Source organism: Sulfurovum sp., assembly GCF_049668085.1.
In the GTDB taxonomy this organism is placed as follows: Bacteria; Campylobacterota; Campylobacteria; order Campylobacterales; family Sulfurovaceae; genus Sulfurovum.
In genome coordinates this window covers 17,424-37,349 of the sequence record NZ_JBATIY010000013.1, presented here as the reverse complement: position 1 = coordinate 37,349, position 19,926 = coordinate 17,424, and the positions used below count along the sequence as shown (strand labels likewise).

The 19,926-nt window shown below is 38.3% G+C and carries 19 protein-coding genes; 5 read left to right on the top strand and 14 right to left on the bottom strand.

Annotated features, from left to right (window positions below; translation table 11 throughout):
• Positions 1-98: 98 nt before the first annotated feature.
• From WBM70_RS01075 to mnmG, 4 genes are all read right to left on the bottom strand, one after another.
• The gene (locus tag WBM70_RS01075) at positions 99-1,085 is read right to left on the bottom strand and encodes a c-type cytochrome (protein WP_424556669.1); all 987 of its coding nucleotides are present in this window, start codon (positions 1,083-1,085) and stop codon (positions 99-101) included.
• Between the two features lies 1 nt (position 1,086).
• Positions 1,087-2,313, bottom strand: a complete 1,227-nt coding sequence (locus tag WBM70_RS01070; protein WP_424556668.1) for a cytochrome b — start codon at positions 2,311-2,313, stop codon at positions 1,087-1,089.
• Between the two features lie 10 nt (positions 2,314-2,323).
• Positions 2,324-2,836 carry a Rieske 2Fe-2S domain-containing protein gene (locus WBM70_RS01065; protein ID WP_424556667.1) on the bottom strand — a complete coding sequence of 171 codons (513 nt, stop codon included), beginning with the start codon at positions 2,834-2,836 and terminating at the stop codon, positions 2,324-2,326.
• A 200-nt stretch (positions 2,837-3,036) separates the two neighbouring features.
• Positions 3,037-4,908: a tRNA uridine-5-carboxymethylaminomethyl(34) synthesis enzyme MnmG gene (mnmG, locus tag WBM70_RS01060; RefSeq protein WP_424556666.1), complete on the bottom strand. Its 1,872-nt coding sequence runs from the start codon at positions 4,906-4,908 to the stop codon at positions 3,037-3,039.
• Positions 4,909-5,093: 185 nt separating this feature from the next.
• On the opposite strand from mnmG, the gene WBM70_RS01055 reads away from it, so the two are divergent.
• Positions 5,094-5,711, top strand: a complete 618-nt coding sequence (locus WBM70_RS01055) for a riboflavin synthase (protein WP_424556665.1) — start codon at positions 5,094-5,096, stop codon at positions 5,709-5,711.
• On the top strand, positions 5,711-6,004 hold the full coding sequence (locus WBM70_RS01050) for a cupin domain-containing protein (RefSeq protein ID WP_424556664.1): 294 nt from the start codon (positions 5,711-5,713) through the stop codon (positions 6,002-6,004). The genes WBM70_RS01055 and WBM70_RS01050 overlap by 1 nt, the downstream gene beginning before the upstream one ends.
• Here WBM70_RS01050 and WBM70_RS01045 read toward each other — a convergent pair.
• The 8 genes from WBM70_RS01045 to WBM70_RS01010 form a co-directional block, all read right to left on the bottom strand.
• Positions 5,984-6,766, bottom strand: a complete 783-nt coding sequence (locus WBM70_RS01045) for a tRNA (5-methylaminomethyl-2-thiouridine)(34)-methyltransferase MnmD (protein ID WP_424556663.1) — start codon at positions 6,764-6,766, stop codon at positions 5,984-5,986. The genes WBM70_RS01050 and WBM70_RS01045 overlap by 21 nt on opposite strands.
• 39 nt (positions 6,767-6,805) lie before the next feature.
• Entirely contained in the window at positions 6,806-7,321 is a 516-nt protein-coding gene (luxS, locus tag WBM70_RS01040; protein WP_424556662.1) for an S-ribosylhomocysteine lyase, read from the bottom strand.
• A 61-nt stretch (positions 7,322-7,382) separates the two neighbouring features.
• A complete protein-coding gene (locus WBM70_RS01035) occupies positions 7,383-8,015 on the bottom strand; it encodes an HAD family hydrolase (RefSeq protein WP_424556661.1) in 633 nt (210 codons plus the stop codon).
• A gap of 41 nt (positions 8,016-8,056) precedes the next feature.
• Positions 8,057-9,559, bottom strand: coding sequence for a hypothetical protein (locus WBM70_RS01030; RefSeq protein WP_424556660.1), 1,503 nt, complete (start codon positions 9,557-9,559; stop codon positions 8,057-8,059).
• Between the two features lie 247 nt (positions 9,560-9,806).
• Positions 9,807-11,402 (bottom strand): ABC transporter ATP-binding protein, encoded by a 1,596-nt coding sequence (locus WBM70_RS01025; RefSeq protein WP_424556659.1) that lies wholly within the window; start codon positions 11,400-11,402, stop codon positions 9,807-9,809.
• Entirely contained in the window at positions 11,399-12,766 is a 1,368-nt protein-coding gene (locus tag WBM70_RS01020; protein WP_424556658.1) for an ABC transporter permease, read from the bottom strand. Before WBM70_RS01020 ends, WBM70_RS01025 begins: the two co-directional genes overlap by 4 nt.
• Positions 12,763-13,737, bottom strand: coding sequence for an ABC transporter permease (locus tag WBM70_RS01015; protein WP_424556657.1), 975 nt, complete (start codon positions 13,735-13,737; stop codon positions 12,763-12,765). The genes WBM70_RS01020 and WBM70_RS01015 overlap by 4 nt, the downstream gene beginning before the upstream one ends.
• Positions 13,738-15,918, bottom strand: a complete 2,181-nt coding sequence (locus WBM70_RS01010) for an ABC transporter substrate-binding protein (protein WP_424556656.1) — start codon at positions 15,916-15,918, stop codon at positions 13,738-13,740.
• Positions 15,919-16,313: 395 nt separating this feature from the next.
• Here WBM70_RS01010 and WBM70_RS01005 point away from each other — a divergent pair, with 395 nt between their 5' ends.
• The 3 genes from WBM70_RS01005 (at position 16,314) to WBM70_RS00995 (ending at position 18,891) form a co-directional block, all read left to right on the top strand.
• Positions 16,314-17,786, top strand: a complete 1,473-nt coding sequence (locus tag WBM70_RS01005; RefSeq protein WP_424556655.1) for an NAD(P)/FAD-dependent oxidoreductase — start codon at positions 16,314-16,316, stop codon at positions 17,784-17,786.
• Positions 17,787-17,823: 37 nt separating this feature from the next.
• Complete coding sequence (locus tag WBM70_RS01000) at positions 17,824-17,982, top strand: hypothetical protein (protein WP_424556654.1); 159 nt, start codon at positions 17,824-17,826, stop codon at positions 17,980-17,982.
• A gap of 102 nt (positions 17,983-18,084) precedes the next feature.
• Positions 18,085-18,891, top strand: a complete 807-nt coding sequence (locus WBM70_RS00995; RefSeq protein WP_424556653.1) for a peptide deformylase — start codon at positions 18,085-18,087, stop codon at positions 18,889-18,891.
• Between the two features lie 152 nt (positions 18,892-19,043).
• Here the strand turns inward: WBM70_RS00995 and rpsI are convergent, their stop codons facing one another.
• Positions 19,044-19,433: a 30S ribosomal protein S9 gene (gene rpsI, locus WBM70_RS00990; protein ID WP_424556652.1), complete on the bottom strand. Its 390-nt coding sequence runs from the start codon at positions 19,431-19,433 to the stop codon at positions 19,044-19,046.
• 2 nt (positions 19,434-19,435) lie between these two features.
• A complete protein-coding gene (gene rplM / locus WBM70_RS00985; protein ID WP_424556651.1) occupies positions 19,436-19,861 on the bottom strand; it encodes a 50S ribosomal protein L13 in 426 nt (141 codons plus the stop codon).
• Positions 19,862-19,926 lie beyond the last annotated feature (65 nt).

Here is a 19,926-nt window from a genome sequence, read left to right as displayed (position 1 = left end):
AATATTTTTTCTTAGGGTAGCAGAATGTAGATAAAAAAGGGGTGATGTGTATCAAGAAAGTATGGACAAGGCAGCGCCTTGTCCTAAATGGTTAGAGATTAATGTAAATCTCTCCATTGTGATTTCTTCCATAAGAATGCAAGAATTGAGAATACAATAAAGAAACCGATAACCCATGGTCCAAGTGCTTCTCTTTTCTTTTTACTAGGGTCACCTGCTTCAGTAAGGTATGCTTCTACTTTTTCATACCCTTCCTTATTTAAACCAACTCTAGGCATAGATGTACCAGGCATTTGACTTTGTGGGTTCTCCATAAATGTCTCCATAAAATGATGACTTCTTGCTCTAATGATCATAGAAAGATCAGGAGGAAGTTTCCCCATATATGCTTTCACTGCATCCTGCTCTTCGATCACTTTGATCTTATGTGCAAGCTCATCTTTTTCATATTTGAATGACGGTGTGTCTCCTAGTTGTGTCAACTTATCATAACGTACTGCATGACATCTTACACATGCTTCCATGTACGCTTCTTTAGGTGTTACTTCTCCAGCTTTATGCTCAAGCATATAGGCTACTACATCAGCGATCTGCTGATTGTCACTCATCATAGATTTGATCGAACCCATTGGATGCATCATCGTATCTGCATATTTATGGTCCACATTTGATGCCATTGCAGGGTCTTTGATCACAGCGATAAGATAGTTCTTATCATAGATCGCTCCTGCATGATCAAGGTTTGGTGGAATCACACCACCCATATTCATGTTTGCACCATTATGACAACCCATACACATACCATAACCTGCTTCACCTGCTGCAGCATTTCCTTCAAGTTTAGCTACCTCAGCTACATCAGCCCAGAATGCTTTTTTCTTAGCCACTAATGCTGCATCACCTTTACGTTCAGCTTGTATAATATCATCTGTTCCATCATAAGTGAATCCATGACTCTCTATAACGATCTCATTTCCCTGAGCATCCACTTTTTTATGCATCTCATGATGAGCAAACGGCTCAACTAACCAATATGTAAGTAGCGAAAAGAATACAACAACGCCAAGTATTTTTAATTCTCTCATATTACGCTCCTTTCTCTAACTTTTTTTCGAACATGGTTATAACAAACAATGCTGGACCCATCAACAAGAAAAGAATCGCAAAGAATGTTCCTAATGTATTGAAGATACCTTCTGGCGGTAATTTACCTAGTGCAGTCAGTGCAATCATATCAATAACAAGTACCCAGAACCATACCTGGAAAAGACCTCTCTTATGTGCCGGAGCTACATTTGGACTTCTGTCAATAAATGGCAAGAAGAAGAAGGATGCCTGAGCAATACCAAACGCAATTAACCCTACATCTTTATTAAATGGACGTAAGATCTCATATGACCACAAGAAGTACCACTCAGGGTAAATGTGTGCTGGTGTCTTAAGACCATCTGCCGGATCAAAGTTCACTGGGTCCATCGCAAAGTTAAAGTTATAGAACACCAAATAGAAGAAGAGTACAAAATAGACACCCATCACAAAAAGGTCCTTACTTAAAAATACTGGAGAGAATGGAATTACTTTAGACTCTTTTCTCTTTCCTGCCTTCCAAAGGTCTGCCGCTTCTTCAAAATCTATCTCTTCACCTTCTTGATTATTTACATGTGGGATTCTAAGTGTTCCAAAGTGTAAAACTATGAGACCGATAATTACCAATGGAAGCAAGAATACATGTAACATAAAGAAACGTGTTAAGAATGCATCACCTGGAACATAATCACCACGGATCCATTCAACAAGACCATACGCTTCAAGTGAACCACCAGAGAAAAGGTTAGTAATAACCATACCTGCCCAGTAAGACATTTGTCCCCATGGAAGCATATATCCAGAAAATGCTTCTGCAGAAAATGCAACAAAAAGTCCCATACCTGAAAGCCAGATAAGTTCTCTTCCTCTCTTATATGAACCATAGTAGATACCTGTGAGCATGTGAATGTATATAATGAGGAATACAAGTGATGCACCGATACCATGGATATGTCTCCATAACCATCCATAGCCCACTTCACTCATGATCGTATAGTTTACAGAGTCAAATGCGAGATTTGTATCTGGTTTGTAGTACATAAGTAAGAAGATACCAGAAAGTACCAGCATACCAAATGTTGCTGCCAATACCATTCCCATTGCCCATAAAAAGTTAATGTTTTTTGGGATCCAATACTCAGTGTTCATTACTTTCTTAATAGTATTGACAGCTAAACGCTGATCTAACCACTCATTAAGACTATTTGCTTTTTCAAATTTTGCCATAAACTCCCCCTTATACCGTAATGCCAGCTTCTAGCATTTTCTTATACTCTGGACCCGCTTCACCAAGAACAAGCTTTGTACCATCAATTCTAAATGGAGGGATCTCTAGCGGACTAGGCGGTGGTCCAAATGACTCTTTTCCGCTAATATCAAACAAACCACCATGACATGCACATAAAAAATCCTGCTTGTCTTTTCTATATGCCGGAATACACCCTAAGTGCGTACATAAACCAATAGAGACATGGAATCGGTCAGAACCTATAATCACATCTCTATCATCTTGTGGCATATCTGCAGTTTTCTTAAGAACGAAGATAGGTTTCCCTCTCCATTTCTCAACTGTAAGTTGATTCTCTTTAGCCCCTGCCAGATCAATCGTAGTAAACCCTGCTGCCTTTACACTCGGCAATGGATCCCACGAACGCTTAGCGGCATATAGTGCACCAACACCACCTACAGCAGCACATGCACCGAGTGCCATACCCATAAAGTCACGACGACTTTTTTCTTCATTTGCCATACTTCTTCCTCCTAAATGTAAATCAGTATAATGTGTTATTATATAGAACTTTTGATTAACCTATAATTAAAAGTTCTTATTTTATAGAGGGGGTTAAGGGAGATATAACTAAAAGTAAATTAAGACTGTTTCAGTCTTAATTTCTATCTATTAGTACATGTTATTTTAATACGATCTTTTGATCGTCATATTTTTCTATCTTATTTTTTGTTTTTTTGTGCCATTTTTATATGTACATGTATAATTTCTAAAGCCGCAGGTGTCACACCCGATATTTGTGATGCCGCGAACAATGTAGGAGGTGTAGAAAGTTCAAGTTTTTCTACTATTTCATTGCTCAATCCTGAAATATGACTATAGGCAAAACCTTCCGGTATTTTGATTTTAAGCATATCACCCATCTGTAAGATCTGTTGTTGCTGTTTCTCAATATATCGGCTATATTTTGCTTCTACTAGAATTTGCTCTATCACCTCATCATCGTACTTATCAAACTCTGGTAGGATCGTTACAAGCTTTTCTCTATTGAAATCACCACGTCCTATAACATCCATCATATACGTTTTATCACTTATTTTCACTGCACCTATAGACTCAAGTTTTGCTAAAAATTCTTTTGTAGGCGTTGCATGATGTATCCTCAAGTAATCCAAGGCCTCCTCTAAGTTCGCTTTTTTCTCTTCAAACTTTTCCATATAATCAGTATCCAAAAGGCCTAATTCTTTACCATAATGCGAAAGTCTCATATCTGCATTGTCTTCACGTAAAAGAAGTCTGTACTCAGCACGGCTGGTAAACATACGATATGGTTCTTTCGTTCCTTTGGTCACCAAGTCATCTATCAGTACGCCTATATACGCTTCATCACGTCTAAGTATTAAAGGCTCTTTACCCTGTATACTCAATGCAGCGTTAATTCCTGCCATGAGACCTTGTGCTGCTGCTTCTTCATATCCAGTAGTACCATTGATCTGTCCAGCAGTATAAAGCCCTTTGATTTTCTTTGTCTCAAGTGTATGTTTCAGGTCTGTTGGCTGTATGTAATCATACTCTATGGCATACCCGTAACGTACGATTTTTGCATTTTCCATTCCTGCAACAGAACGCACCATCTCAAGCTGTACATCAATAGGTAAAGATGTACTCATACCATTGATATAGTACTCTGTCTCATCGATGGTTTGAGGTTCCACAAATATCTGATGTCTAGGTCTGTCTCTAAAACGGCTGATCTTATCTTCTATACTAGGACAGTAACGTGGTCCCACACCTTCAATCTGACCAGAGAACATGGGTGCTCTATAGAAATTACTCTCGATGATCTCATGAGTATCTTCATTGGTATAGGTTATATAACAAGGCAATTGAGTAGGATTAAACGTTGCTTTGTCTGTTCTAAAAGAAAATGGTGGAGGCGGTGTATCACCCGGCTGTACTTCCATCACTGAAGTGTCAACAGACTTTGCATCGATACGCGCACAGGTTCCTGTTTTTAGACGACCAATATTCAATCCTAAACCACGTAAGTACTCAGCCAATTCTACAGAAGCAAATTCACCTTGTCTTCCTGCAGTTTGCTTTTTATCTCCTATGTGAATAAGACCATTGAGAAAGGTTCCAGCGGTAATAATGACTTTAGGTGCTGTATACGTGTTACCAAGTTGTGTCGTGACACCTTTGACTTCACCCTCTTCTATCACGAGACCATCAGCTATCTCCTGTTTTACATCAAGATTGTCTGTATTGAGTACCACGTTACGCATATAGATACGATACTGATCCATATCTATCTGTGCACGACTACCTCTTACTGCCGGACCTTTAGAAGCATTGAGTGTACGGAACTGTATACCTGTTTTATCGGTACACAGGCCCATCTCACCACCAAGTGCATCCACTTCCCGTACCAGATGGCCTTTAGCCAATCCACCTATAGCAGGGTTACACGAAGAAGCCCCGATCTGTTCTGCTAATATTGTGATCATCAATGTTTTACTGCCCATACGTGCAGATGCCAAGGAAGCCTCTATACCCGCATGTCCACCACCGATGACTATGACATCATAATTCATAAAAAACCTTACTTCTTATTCACAAGGAAGAAGAAAAAATATATATTTTGCTATAATAATCGAATTATATCCAAAAAATATCATTTTAAAATACGACTGGTCGTATGAGCCAACTGCTGAAGTTGACTTAGAGTCAGCGTAGTATTTTGGACTTTGTTCAAAATGCGTTCTAATCAAGGAAGTTTATGTTTACAGGTTTAATTCGTGAAATTGCTACTGTTAAAAGCTATCAAAATAACATTTTGACCATCAAATCAAAACATCCGGCTAAACTTGGTGATTCCATTGCCATAAACGGTATTTGTCTAACCGTCATCAAAGTACACAGTGACGGGTTTGAACTTGAACTGGCAGACGAAACACGTTCGATCATAGATGAAAGTAAGATCTCAGGTGCTGTACACATGGAACCTGCCATGATGATGAATGACCGTTTTGAAGGTCATATCGTACAGGGACATGTCGATTGTGTAGGTACTGTTTCACGGATCACCCCGAGAGAAAATGCCACAGACTTCATCATCACTGTTGACAAGAAATATATCGTACATATCATCCCTAAAGGATCTATCACCATCGATGGTATCTCACTCACGGTCAACGATGTAGGAAAAGACAACTTCAGGCTCACCATCATTTCCCACACACTTAAAGAAACTTTGATGAAAAACTATAAAGTGGGAACAAAACTGAATATAGAAACCGATGTTTTTGCCAGGTACATAGACCATATACTGGCACACAGAAGCTCGCAAAAAAGTATGAGCTGGAATGATGTGGATAGTTTACAGATGACATACTAGTGAATATTTACGACTATTTAACCCCACAAAGTGGTGAAACCCACACCACCCTTCTCGAACATAAAAATATCAAGATAAACCGTATCGCAAGTTCAGATGATTTAGATGAAAAAGTGTATATACAAGCAGAAGATGAATGGCTAGTTGTAATTGAGGGTCAAGCTACACTGATTCTAAATGATGAAAAGACAACTCTTATAAAGGGAGATACACTCTTCATCCCTTCAAAAACACCCCATCGTGTTTTAAGTACACAAAATGGTACTGTTTGGCTAACGGTTCACATCTTTTAAATACTCTGCATCTTTCATACTGCGTGCTTCTGTATTACGTACTTTTTTCAATTCCATATCTATATATTCCAAATCCAACATCTTTAAACTAGCCACAGTTGAATAGCGCATCAGTTCAGCTCTGTGTACAAAAATATAAAAATCGTTTTCATACAGTCCCAAACGTATGGCTGCTGCTGTTGAGTAGGTTGTTAAAAGTGCATCATCTTTGCAAATGTTCCTTATGTCACAGAAGTGTTCTGTTGTCCAAAGCAGTGGGTTGTGTGCAGGACTGAAGGCATCTTGATAAATAATGTCTACCTTCTCTTGAATCTTCGGTATGCTTTTTCTTGCATCTCCTAAAAGTATCTCTATCTTAAACTGTTCATCTTCATAGTAAAGGTCTTGGCTTATGGCTTTAATAATGTATTTGATGCTGTCAAACTCCGTAGGAAACTCAAAAGTATCCAGTGAACGAACAAGCCCTTCATCAAACTCCGGAGAGAGTATGTGTACTTTTGTCTTTAAGCCTTGTGTTTTGATGTAGTGTAGTGTGGAAAAAGTGTTATAGCCCAAACCAAAACAGATATCTAAAATAATCAGTTGCTGCTTATCTTTGCTTAAAGCCAAAGCGGGCTTTACATGTTTCTCTAAAGATTCATGTAAAGCACCATCTTTTGTGGAGTGATAGGGTTCATCAAATTCAACAGAAAAGAGTGTATTGGTACCATCTTCACATAGTACTAACTTTTTTTGTTCTCTTAACGATGCATCATATTTCATCAAGATCTTTAAATCTAGATACAAGGATAGATATAGACATTATTTATTTGCATCTTTAAGTTGTTTTTTTGTCATTTTTAACTTCTTATTGCTCATTGTACCGATGCCTCTCTTGATGACCTTTTCCGCAATGCGCTGTGCTTCATCCAACGAGTGCATTGTATAAGTACCACATTGGTGTAAATTAAGTTCTGGGATATCTTTTTCACTTTTCACTCCAAGTACATCTTCCATAGATTCTTTCCATGCTTTGGCTACAGACTTTTCTTTTGGTGAACCCAATACTGACATATAAAATCCTGTACGGCACCCCATAGGTGAAAGATCTATGATCTCAACTTTTTTGCTGTTTAAATGGTCTCTCATAAAACCTGCAAAAAGGTGTTCCAAAGTATGGATGCCTTTTTCAGAAAGTATCTCTTCATTTGGTACACAAAAACGTAGATCAAACACCGTAATGTCATCTCCGCTAGGTGTACCCATCTTTTTAGCAACACGTACTGCTGGTGCGATCATCTTTGTATGGTCTACTGTAAAACTGTCTAATAATGGCATAAGATTTCCTTAAATAATATTTTTTTGATTATAGCGAGATTTACTAATGTTTTAATCTTGCTTATTTTAGAGTGATAAATTTCACAGCTTCAAGAGCCGTTTTAGATACATTATCCGTATGTTTTAATAGCAATGCTTCATCTGCATATCCACAGGTCACAGCAACACTATTGATGTTCGCTGCGTTGGCTGCCAATATATCCATCGGTGTATCACCTATCATCCAATATTTACTTTTATTACTTTGTAATTTTGACAAAGCTTTTAAAATAGGTTCTGGATGTGGTTTTGGATTCTCAACATCTTCTCTACCCACCAATACATCAAAATAGGTCATTAATCCCATATGTTCCAACAATTCTATGGAATACTTCGCTGTTTTGGTCGTCACCACTCCAAGAACAGCATGTTGACTTGCAAGTTCCACAGCCTCTCTTGCTTCAGGGAGTAACACCGTCTTTGCACATGAGATCTTTCTATAATGCATCTTATAAGCTTGTACATGTGCATCTACATGATCTTCTTCTACACCCAATGTTGCAAACATTGCATCTAAAGGATGTCCTATCTCCGCTTTGATCAATTCTTTATCTGGTACAGGTGAATCAAATGTCTTAAAAGCGATATCGAAACTTTCCAATATTGCTTCTGTTGAGTCTATCAGTGTTCCATCTAGATCAAATAATATAATCATCTTTTTCTCTTCTTCTATGTAAGATATTTATTGTATAAAGATTATCCAATATTTTTATGCTTTTTTAAATTCTTTTTTTTAATACTCGGGTCTGGATTGAACTTTAATATAGTCACAATAGGTACAATGAAACCAACAATGATCGCTACCCAAAGCAACATACCCAGATCATCATAATTTGCAGGCACGACTATCTTTCCATCTTCTTTAATTTCTCTGGTCATGATAAAGATCTTATTGAGATATTTACTTAAAAGTCCTCCTGCACTAAGGGCAATATTCATAAGGCTGGCCATTAGTGCAAACCACGTTCCCTTATGTCCCTCCGGAGCATAGATAGCGACCAGGGTTAACATCAATACCCCTGCAATATAATCAAAAGGCGAAGCCACTGCTGTATCAACAAGAGCCACTGTTCTTGCATCGATACCAAGCATGGTATGGACATCATAATACATGGCTAATACCGGCAATGATAAAACACTCCCTATCACAGTCATCCAAATAAGTACTTTTCCTATGGCTTGATTGATAATAAACTTCGAACTGATCCACATACCTACCAGTGCCAAAGCAGCGCCTATTTGGCCCAATGTACCAAAAAATGCTTTGTCAAAGCCCAAGACATCTATCTCCCACCATGTAAGCGCCGGTCCTACACTTGGCATAGCCCTATAGACGAAAATAACGATCATTGCCATCTGTATATGCTTGATAGTCTCCGGCTCCAAGTCTTTGATAAGTGTACGCAGAAAATAGAGTACGACGCTCAAAGAGACAAAAAAGACTATTTCCTGAGAGTATGGAATTTCGTTATATCCTATTAGTACCACAAAAACAGCAAAAAGGAACCCACCAAAAAAGATCTGCTTATTAAGCGGTGAAGACTCTACCGGATTTAATTTCACCAATGTTACCCCTATGATAGAAAGTGCCGGAATAAACAAAGAGATCTTGAACATGGTTTCATAACTATATATTTCAGCAAGCCACCCTTTTAATCCTGCTACAGAGAAGATAGCCAATCCCAGAGAAAGTCGGGCAAGGACCTGGATCATGGCCAACTCTTTTCTTATCTCAACATCTGTTTGACTTTTATCTACTACTTCTGTACTCATAGTATCTGCCACGACATCTTGCATCACAAAACCCACTACGGACAACACTGATGCAAATATGTAGACCTTTTCTTTTGTGTAAGCAGCCAACCAGACTGCATCTGAAACCAATCCTATCATTAGTGTTGTACCTAATGCCATAAGCAACGCACCTATATAGACATAGACCTTACGGTTAGAGCCAAAAAAAGTAAAAGAGTCTACCATCTGGCCAAATATCATTTTGATCGTCCACGGTACAGTAAGCCATACTCCAAGAGATATAAGGTTTTCTGCAGACAAATTTAATTGTTCTTTTACCCAAAAAGTCTCGGCTACAGCTGAAAACCCGCTGGCACCATAGGCAAAATAGATGAGCAATAGTGGTACATACCGCATTCTAATTGCTCTAATAGGTGTCATGATCATGTCAAAAAAGTTTATCATTTGGTATCTTTAGGAGTAAATTTAAAAATCATTCTAGCATATTTTAAATTCATATGATATTGCTCTTATTTTCATACATATAATTTATAAATTCTAGGGGAAAGCGTACACTATACAAAATTCGTGAGGCTAAATCATGGTTTTATTATCGCTTAAAATGAAAAAAATTGTATATTAGAAAAGTTCAACTTTGATGTATACTTTTTTCTCCAGATCAAGCCGTATGCACATCTCTCTGCTTCTATCCTCAGTTTGGTAATTTTGGTGCTGATTTTAACAACTTCTGTGTATAGGGATGCTGTGGATTTTCCATCACATTTTCCACAAACCCCTGTTCCACTATTTTTCCCTCTTTCATCACCGCAATCTCATCTGCAATCGTAGGAACAATAGAAAGATCATGCGTAATAAACAAATAAGACACCCCTGACTTATGTTGCAGTTTTTGAAGCAGTTTGAGTATTTGAGTCCGGACAGTAACATCTAGTGCAGAGGTAGGTTCATCACAAATAATCAATTCAGGTTCTACTGCCAATGCTCTTGCTATACCTATACGTTGACGTTGTCCTCCGGAGAATTCATGAGGATAACGGTGCATATGATCTGCTTCCAATTCAACTGTCAAAAGAAGTTCACTTATCTTAGTATCTTGTAACGCTCTGTTCTTTGGACCTACACCTAAACTCACCATACCCTCTCGAATAATATCACCTATCGTCATACGAGGATTCAATGCAGAAAAAGGATCTTGAAAAATAACCTGGATCTTACGGCGATATGGCTTGAGTGCCAATGGGCTAAGATGTGCAAGATTTTGATCTTCAAATTGGATGATACCTTCAGTAGTCGGTATCAAAGAGAGTATCGCTTGCCCTGTGGTACTTTTTCCACTTCCTGATTCGCCTACCAAAGCCAGTGTTTTTCCTTTTGGGATCGAAAAACTAACCCCATCGACTGCTTTAACATAGCCAACTGTTCGTTGAAAAAAACCTTTTCTGATAGGAAAGTGAACCTTTAACCCCTTCACTTCAAGTAGTTTTTCTGGATTGTATGTCATCATTCTACTCTCTTGAGTAGGCATAGCATCTCTTAAAAGACTTTGTGTATAAGGATGCTGAGGATCAGAGAAAAAAACATCACACTCTGCCTTTTCCACAATCTCGCCATTACGCATTACTGCCACTCTATCTGCTACTTGTGCAACAACTCCCATATCATGGGTAATGAAAAGGATAGAAAGATTTCTTCTCACTTGTATCTTTTTAAGCAACTTCAACACTTTTGCCTGTATCGTAACATCCAGTGCAGTAGTAGGTTCATCTGCTATCAAAAGATCCGGTTCGCAAGCCAAAGCTATAGCGATCATAACTCTTTGTTTCTGTCCGCCTGAAAGCTGATGAGGATACCAATTGTATCTCTCTTTGGGATCTTTTAAAGCAACCTCCTCAAACAATGAAATCACCTTCTCTTTAATAGCTTCTTTTTTTAAACCCAGATGTATCTTTATCACCTCTGCTACCTGTGCTCCAATGGTCATTACAGGATTCAATGCAGTCATAGGTTCCTGAAAAATCATTGCAATAGCCTTGCCACGAATCTTTTGCATTTTATACTCAGGAAGTAAAAAAAGAGAATCATTTTTTAATTTAATATCTCCCGAACTCACAGAGATCACATCGGGAAGCAGTCTCATAATAGCCAAAGACGTAAGTGATTTACCAGACCCTGACTCACCGACCAATGCAAACACTTCTCCTTGTTGTACCTCAAAACTGATCTCTTTAAGAAGTTTTTCTCCAGCTACGGTAAGACTCAGGTTTTCTACACTTAAAAGAGGCTTCATGATTTATTCCTTGGATCCAAAACAGTCTGAACGCGGTCAGATAATAAATTTGCCGCCAAGACCAAAATGAACATAAAAACGAATGCAGAGAAAAGTGACCACCAGACCATTGGATCTCTTGCCATTTCAAGTCTTGCCTGATTGATCATATTGCCCCAACTGTGCATAGTAGGGTCAACCCCTACACCTACATAAGAGAGTACTGCCTCAGCCAATACCAGACCTGAGAAATCAAGCACCACTGAGATAAGAATAATATGCATCAAATTGGGAATAATATGGCGACTGATAATCGTTAGTTTACCCACACCAAATGCTTTGGCTGCTGTCACGAACTCCATTTGAGATATTTTTAATGTCTCGGCACGAAGCAATCTACAAAGTCCTGTCCAGCTGGTGATCCCCAGTATAAGTATCAAAAACAATAGCCGCAGATCCGATCTCTCCAGAGTGCTCTCAAACCAAGTAGGATTATTGTTCATCATCACCTGCATTGAGAGTACCCCTGCCGCGATAAGAAGTACACCGGGGATAGAACTAAGTGTCGTATAGAGATATTGGATCACATCATCCACCCAACCTCTAAACAAGCCTGCACTCACTCCTAAAAGTATGGCTACAGGCAACATGATCAAAGTGGTTAAGATACCGATCAATACTCCTGTTCGGATACTTTTTAAACTTTGATAGAGGACATCTCCTCCTACTTTATCTGTACCCAGTACATGATAATCAAAACTCAACATATAAAACCATGTGAAAAGTGTGATCAGTAGCGTCATCGTTACATACGCTGTTCGCCAGGGAAGTTCCGTTTTTCCTTGAAAGGTCAGTCTAAACGTATCTTTAAATCCTGTTTCACTACGCCAAAGAATATGCATAAGCACAAATATCATACTTATTGACAACCCCATCATGATCGCAATAAGAGATGTTTTCACACTTTCATCTCTGTTAGAAACATGCTTAAGCGGTAGGTACTCCTGCTTTGTCACACCATTCGCATCTACTACAATTGATTTGGTATATTCATTCAGTGCAAAAGGTTCAGAATAAGTACGTTCTGTACCTTCTATATTGTGCGCGAAGATCAAATCCAAAAGACTGACTATCTCTGAGTATTGCACTTGCTCATGCTTACTCTCAGTTGACTCTATCGCAAAACGTAAATGGACCGAATCCAGCAGTGTAAAAAAGATATAAAAAAGCAAAATAATCGTTGAAGCCATTGCAATACTTGATCTGAAAATAGTATGCCACTGCTGTCTTACCTGAGGAGAACGAGATGCTCCCCATCCGAGAAATATGAGTACACTGAGTAATCCCCAAACCAACATATCTGTCCAAAGTAAAGAAAATATCATAATTTCACTCTTGGATCAAACAACGTATAAGAGATATCTGTCAAGATAAGTCCTACAATATAAAGTACCGAACCCAAAAAGACCATCGCTTTGACAATCCCAAAGTCCTGTGAGCTAATAGCATCTATCGTATAGGAACCCAGTCCAGGGATACCAAAAAAAGACTCCATGATCAAACTTCCCATAAAAAGTGAAGGTATCACAACCACCACACCAGTCAAGATGGGTAACATCCCATTACGTAAAACATGTCCAAAGAGCACTCTAAGTTCTGAGAGACCCTTCGCTCTTGCAGTACGGACATAATCTTGGTTTATCTGTTCCAAAAAAATACTGCGGTACCATCTCACACCTGAACCGATCCCTGCAAAAACACCTATCATCACAGGTAAGATGATAAATTTGATCCCACTCCATCCACTATCATAACCGGAGATAGGAACCCAGTGCCACATTTTGGAAAAGAGTACCTGACCTGCAATGATATAAAAAAGTCCAGAGATAGACATGATCATAACAGCAACGATCATCATACTTGTATCCAAAACTGACCCACGAAAAAGTACCAGAAGCAAAGCCAGTGATATATTAGTGATCAGGGCGATCATAAAAGTAGGCAATGCAATGGCCAAACTAGGTCCCATACGCTCTTTGATATCTGAACCTATATTACGATTAGAGTCCGATACACCAAAATTAAAAGTGAAAAGCTTGAGTGACTCTTTCATAAACAATGTATCAGTCACCACAGAAACACCTTGTGCATTTAGATTGATGAAGAGTGGCTTATCATAGCCTCTTTGTTCTTTCCATGCCTGTATCATTTGAGGGCTGATCTGTTTTGCACCCAACTGTGCTCTTGCCATATCTTCAGGGCTGTTTACCATAAAAAAGAGCATAAATGTAATGAGGTTCACCCCTATCAATATGGGAACGGCATAAATGATTCTTCTTAAAATATAGGCAAACATTTAATGCTCCTCTTTAGCGATAACAGCTTTTTGTCTGTTTTTATAAACACGATGAGATACAAAGCCTATCATAATCATAAGCAACACAAAAAAGATCAAAGGCTGGATTTGAGGCTGATTCCACTCTTTTTGCTTGCTTGCTCTTAGCTTTGCATTCACACGTTTATATTTGAGTGTGTTGTTTGACATTGCATGAGGCAACACATTTTGATACCATTCGTGGAAGAGTGCCATTGAGGTAGGATGAACACCCCATATCCATGGTGCATCTTCTCTAACTATTTCGAGCATTTTTTCTATCTTCTTTTTTCTTTCAGGGCTATTTTTCATAGTTTTTACCTCATCAAACAGTGCATCAAATTTTGGATTTTGATAATTTGAACTATTGATACCTGCACCGTTCGTCTTCACTTTTGCATTGGGTCCATAAAGTAAGAAGAGAAAATTTTCCGGGTCGGGATAATCTGCATTCCAGCCCCATGAAAAAAGTTGTACTTTCCCTTTTCTTACTTTCCTCTGAAAGCGATTATAGTCTGTAGATCGTATCACTAACTCGATTCCCAGTTTTGCAAACTGCTTACGCTGCCAATCCATCAATGCCCTGTCATCAGGACCTGTAGCTGTAGCATCGTAATGCAATTTCAAAACTTTTCCTGTTATCTCTGAAATACCACCTGGATACCCTGCTTCTGCCAACAATCTTTTGGCAATCTCCATAGGTTTTCGTACACGTTTACCGTCAACCCAATCATAAATCACCCTATTCGTACCTTTTTCACCCTCTTCATAACCGAATATTCCAGGAGGGATAGGGCCTTGTGCTGCGATTCCGCGTTCATTGATAAAAATAGAGATATATTCTTCTTGATTTTGAGCGATACTAATAGCTTGTCTGAGCTTTTTGGCCGCCTCCGTGTACCCGCCTACAATAGGGTCTGTCATATTGAAAGCCATATAAAATATGGAGGGTTCAACCGAACCTCTCATCTTGATCCCTTTTTTACGCATTTCATCACTCAAATCCATACTTCCTGCTGAGGAGATTTGCACAGCCTGATCGAACGCTTCAGAACTTATGCCAGATGCATCATAATAGCCTTGTAAAAACTTATTCCATAAGGGAATACTCTCTTTTTCCAAAGAGTAAATGACCTCTTTTATAAAAGGTAATTTCTTGCCGGAATCCTCCAGTAACTCTTTTGGCACCTTCAACTTTTGACTCTCTTCGATACTAAGTGAAGGATATTTCTCAGGATGATAATTGGGATTGACCAACAAGCGCATCCGTTTATTGGGATTATTTTCAGCCAGATAATACGCACCTGTTCCTACAGGGAACCAATTCAATGTTATGTTTTTTTCAATCAAACCTTTTTGATAGTAAAAAAGATCTGCCTCCCAAGGAATTGGAGCAAAAAAATTCATACTCAGCCAGTAGCTAAATTGTGGGTACTTCCCTTTTATCTTGATGATCAACACCGAGTCATTGATTACATGAACTCCCTCAATGGAATAGTCACGAAGATCGGTCCATTGCCCCGCCTGGTCTTTCTCTTTGACTATTTTTGTTATTTTTTGCGAAAATGTTTCTAATCCAACAATATAAGCCTGCATATTGTCTAAAATAGGTGAATGGTTTTGTCTCACAGCCATTCTTTTGATTGAATACTCATAATCAGAAGCCAACAACCTACGCGTTTCCACTTCTTTAAAATCATCAATAGAATTTATCTTTTCCAATGCGTCTTCATTCAGTCCGCTATACTTCAATGTACCATCTGCATTTTTTACAAAAGCAGGATGATTTTGATATTTAATGTCTTTTCTTAGATCCAAACGGTACTCTGAATACATAAGATCTTTTGAATCCTCATCGACTTCATGATTATCTTTATCTAAGTAACGGATCTCTGGCATTTTTATAAGGGCTAGAGGTTCCAGTTCATAGGGCCTCTTAAGGTAATTATATTGTAAAGGTGGCTCATAGATCTGGCTAATTACAGCCCACTCAATTGCATTATAAGATTGCACGGGGTCAAGTTTTTTAAGTGGTACGGAAAATGATGAAAACAGCGTGTCTGTTTCTATTTTTTTTGAACTATGTGGATTATTCCAAACACTCGCATGAGTAGAAATATTTATACATAGTAGGATAAACATTTTAGCAAAGAATCTGTTCATTTATTTTCGATATACCTTTCTTTAAATCTAGAAGGAGAACTTAAATCGAATAGTATCATACTTCCATACCAATTAAGATAATGTATAAACATTAAAACTTTTAATAAAAAAACTTTTTATAACACCTGATTTCTTAATCATTTTATTATAGTTTAAATTCATACATTATCACTCCTAATTTCATAAATATTATTTATAAAATTTAGGAAAAATAAGGGTCATGCAAAAGTCAATAAAATGATAATTCCCTAAAATCATAAGTTTTCTTAATCAATTGCATAAAATATTCTAATTTTAAATTTGATTTAATCATCTCTATCTTACACTTTATATGAACATTTAATTTAACCATTTATGATAACAGGTATTTCATGATGGTTCAAAAAGGAAGAATAATGGCACGATTAATAGTAATGGGTGGTGGTGTTGCAGGACACACCACAGCAACATTCGCAAGAAAATGGCTTGGGAAAGAGCATGAGGTAGTAGTAGTTACGCCCAACTCTCAATGGAACTGGATCCCATCTAATATCTGGGTAGGTGTAGGTCAGATGACAAAAGAGGAAGTCGTTTTCCCTCTTGCACCTATCTATGAAAAAGCAGGCATTGATTATAGACAAGCATTGGCTACAGAGATCCATCCTAATGGTAAAGAGGGCAGCGATAAACCCTATATCGTTATTCAGTCTACTAAAGAAGAAGATGCTGGCGCAACAGAAGAGTTAGAGTATGACTACCTTGTAAATGCGACAGGTCCTAAACTTAACTTTGATGCAACAGAAGGGTTAGGTAACGGTAAAGGTGAGCTTGGTGAGCATACTGTTTCTGTTTGTACAGCGGACCACGCGGTTCATGCAAATGATGAGCTTGCAAAAATATTTGAAAAAGCAAAAGCAGGCGAAAGACAGAAACTTCTTGTGGGTACTGGACACGGTATGTGTACATGTCAGGGTGCCGCATTTGAGTACATCTTTAACATTGAACATGAAGCAAGAAAAGCGGGTATCCGTGATATGTTAGATATCAAATGGATCTCAAATGAAGCTTTCCTTGGTGACTTCGGTATGGGCGGACTTCACATGAAAGTGGGAGGTTACGCTGTAAGTTCAAAGCTTTTTGCTGAATCTCTATATGCCGAAAGAAATGTTGAGTGGATCATCGGTGCACATGTCAACAAAGTGGAAGAAGGTAAGATCCATTATGAACTTCTTGATGGTTCAATGGGTGAAGAGGAGTTTGACTTCTCAATGCTTATCCCTCCATTTGCAGGTGTAGGTCTTAAAGCCTATGATAAAGATGGATCAGACATGACGGATACTCTCTTTGCACCAAACGGATTTATGAAAGTGGATGCAAAATATGATGCAGGTGCTTATGAGAACTGGAAAGCATCTGACTGGCCAAGAACATACCAAAACCCATCATTTGATAACATCTTTGCAGCGGGTATAGCGTTCGCACCTCCACATCTTATCTCTAAACCTGCGAGTTCACCAAACGGAACACCGATCAACCCTACACCACCAAGAACAGGTATGCCTGCAGGTATCATCGGTAAGGCGGTAGCCCACTCTGTATGTGACTTGATCAAAGAAGGGGAAAAAGCACATCTTCATGAAGCTTCTATGGCAGAAATGGGTGCCGCGTGTGTTGCGAGTGCCGGTAAAGGATGGCTAGATGGTCAAGCAGCGGCGATGACAGTTTATCCAGTTGTACCAGACTTTGAAAAATACCCTGGAACAGGTCGTGATACAGACTATACATTTGGAGAGATCGGTCTTGCTGGTCACTGGATCAAACATATATTACACCATATGTTCATCTACAAAGCAAAACTCAAGCCAGGTTGGACGCTTATCCCTGAATAAGCCCACTATGTACACTATATAATTTGAAGGAGAGAACATGAAAAATGAAGAAGTAAATTTTCAAAATGAGCAGTTTAACTTAACAATGATCCCGGGGAAATTTGCAAGAGCCATGCGTACTTGTAAGATCTGGCAACTTTTTAGATTTATGGTGATCAACATCAAAATGTTGATCGTTGTAAGCAAAAGTCACTAAAACTACTGTACCTTAGAGTCTCTAAGGTACATATATCCTAAACTTTTATTCTATTTTTATCTTAACCTTCTAAACATAGCATAAGCGTTTTAAAGAGAAGAGATGATAAAAGAAATCACACAATACCCTACGGTCATGAGTTTGGAGTTTGGCGGACCTGTACGCCATTTTGATGAGTCCCTACTGGAACTCATTCAAGATCTTAAAGATACCATAGAGGCCAATAACCTAAATGCACTGGCAGCCTTTCAAATAGGTTCTCCTTTGGCTGTCATGGTCATAAAACAAAATGGAGACTTTTTAGAGATCATAAATCCTGTCATCATTAAAAGAGAAGGAACCATTACACCTACTGAGAGTACTGCGTATTTTCCCAGCTTAAGTGCAACCACAAAACGGTACGAGAAAATAAAAGTGATGTATGAAGACAGAGATGCAAAGCAGCAATTCCTCTCTGCTGAAGGTGACCTGGCCGTCACTATCCAAAGAAAAGCCGACTACTTGCTGGGAGCGAACTTCCGTATTAGGATGACAGAGGAAGAGAAACAGCTCTTTGATAACAAACTAGAATTTGGTACGGATGAGATCGATCACAATGATTGTCCTACAGTATTTAAAAAAGACAGAATACTTCACCTTATCAAATATGGGTTCATTCTAGGTGTACTAGGTTTGCTTTTGAGTTTTTTTCTCAATACAGAGACTGTTCATATCCTTAAAAGTGCAGAAAACACTCTTATGCTGATTCTTTTACTACTTATGGTTGTTTATTTTTTCTATGCACAGTATGAGGGAAAACAATATAAGCATTGTACTTCCTGTCAAATAGGAAATATTATAGGTACACTATTGATTTTAAGTGTCAAAATGATCTTACTATTTTTGGGTAATTATTTTTTACTCTGGTAATATTTGTTGTTGTGGGATAAGATAAATAAAAAAGTATAGATAGTGTGCAAGAGAAAAACACATGTAGACTGTTCCAAGGAAAAACCTTGGGGAAAGAAGTCGAAAATATCTCCGAAGAGATTTTCCAAAGACAAGCTTTGGAAAAAGATCGACTATCTTTTTGAGAATTGTGGAGATCTTCTCGCTTTTTTCTTTCCTGGTTTCTTTCTTTCAACTACTCTTGAGTCTCTCGTAAGAAGTCCCATAGGCTTAAGAATCGCTCTGAAAGATGGTTCAAACTCTACAAGAGCCTTTGTGATACCATGCTTAAGTGCATCTGCTTGAGCAGCATAACCACCACCAAGTGTAGTTGCTTTAATATTCATAGACTCAAGTTGCTTAGTTGCTTCAAGTGGAAGTCTAACTTTCATTTTAAGTGTTTCGTGTCCACCTAACCATTGGTCAAGTGTTTTACCGTTGATAAGCATTTCACCGTTACCTGGAGTGATCCAAACTTTAGCAATAGCCGCTTTTCTTTTACCTGTTGCATAAATAGTTGCCATGCTTACGCCTCCTTATTGATTTGAGCAGTATGTGGGTGTTCAGCACCTGCATATACTTTAAGCTTTTTAAGCATTGCTCTACCAAGAGTAGTCTTTGGAAGCATACCTCTTACTGCCTGTCTGAAAAGTTTTTCAGTATGGTTTTCTAACATATCATCAAGTTTTTTACTTTTAGTAGAACCGAAGTAACCACTGTGAGTAAAGTACTCTTTGTCGTCAAGTTTACTTCCTGAGAACTTCGCTTTTTCAGCATTGATGATAACTACATAATCACCACAATCTACATTTGGAGTAAATGATGGCTTGTGTTTACCTCTAAGAAGTGTCGCTACCTCAGTTAAGATACGACCAAAAGTTTTACCTTCTGCATCGATCAAAACCCAGTCACGTTGTACTTCAGCAGGTTTAAGAACTGATGTCAATTTCATGAATTTTCCTTGTTTAAATAGAACTATTTATCGTGTAAATGTTCTTTTGTGGACGGATTGTACCC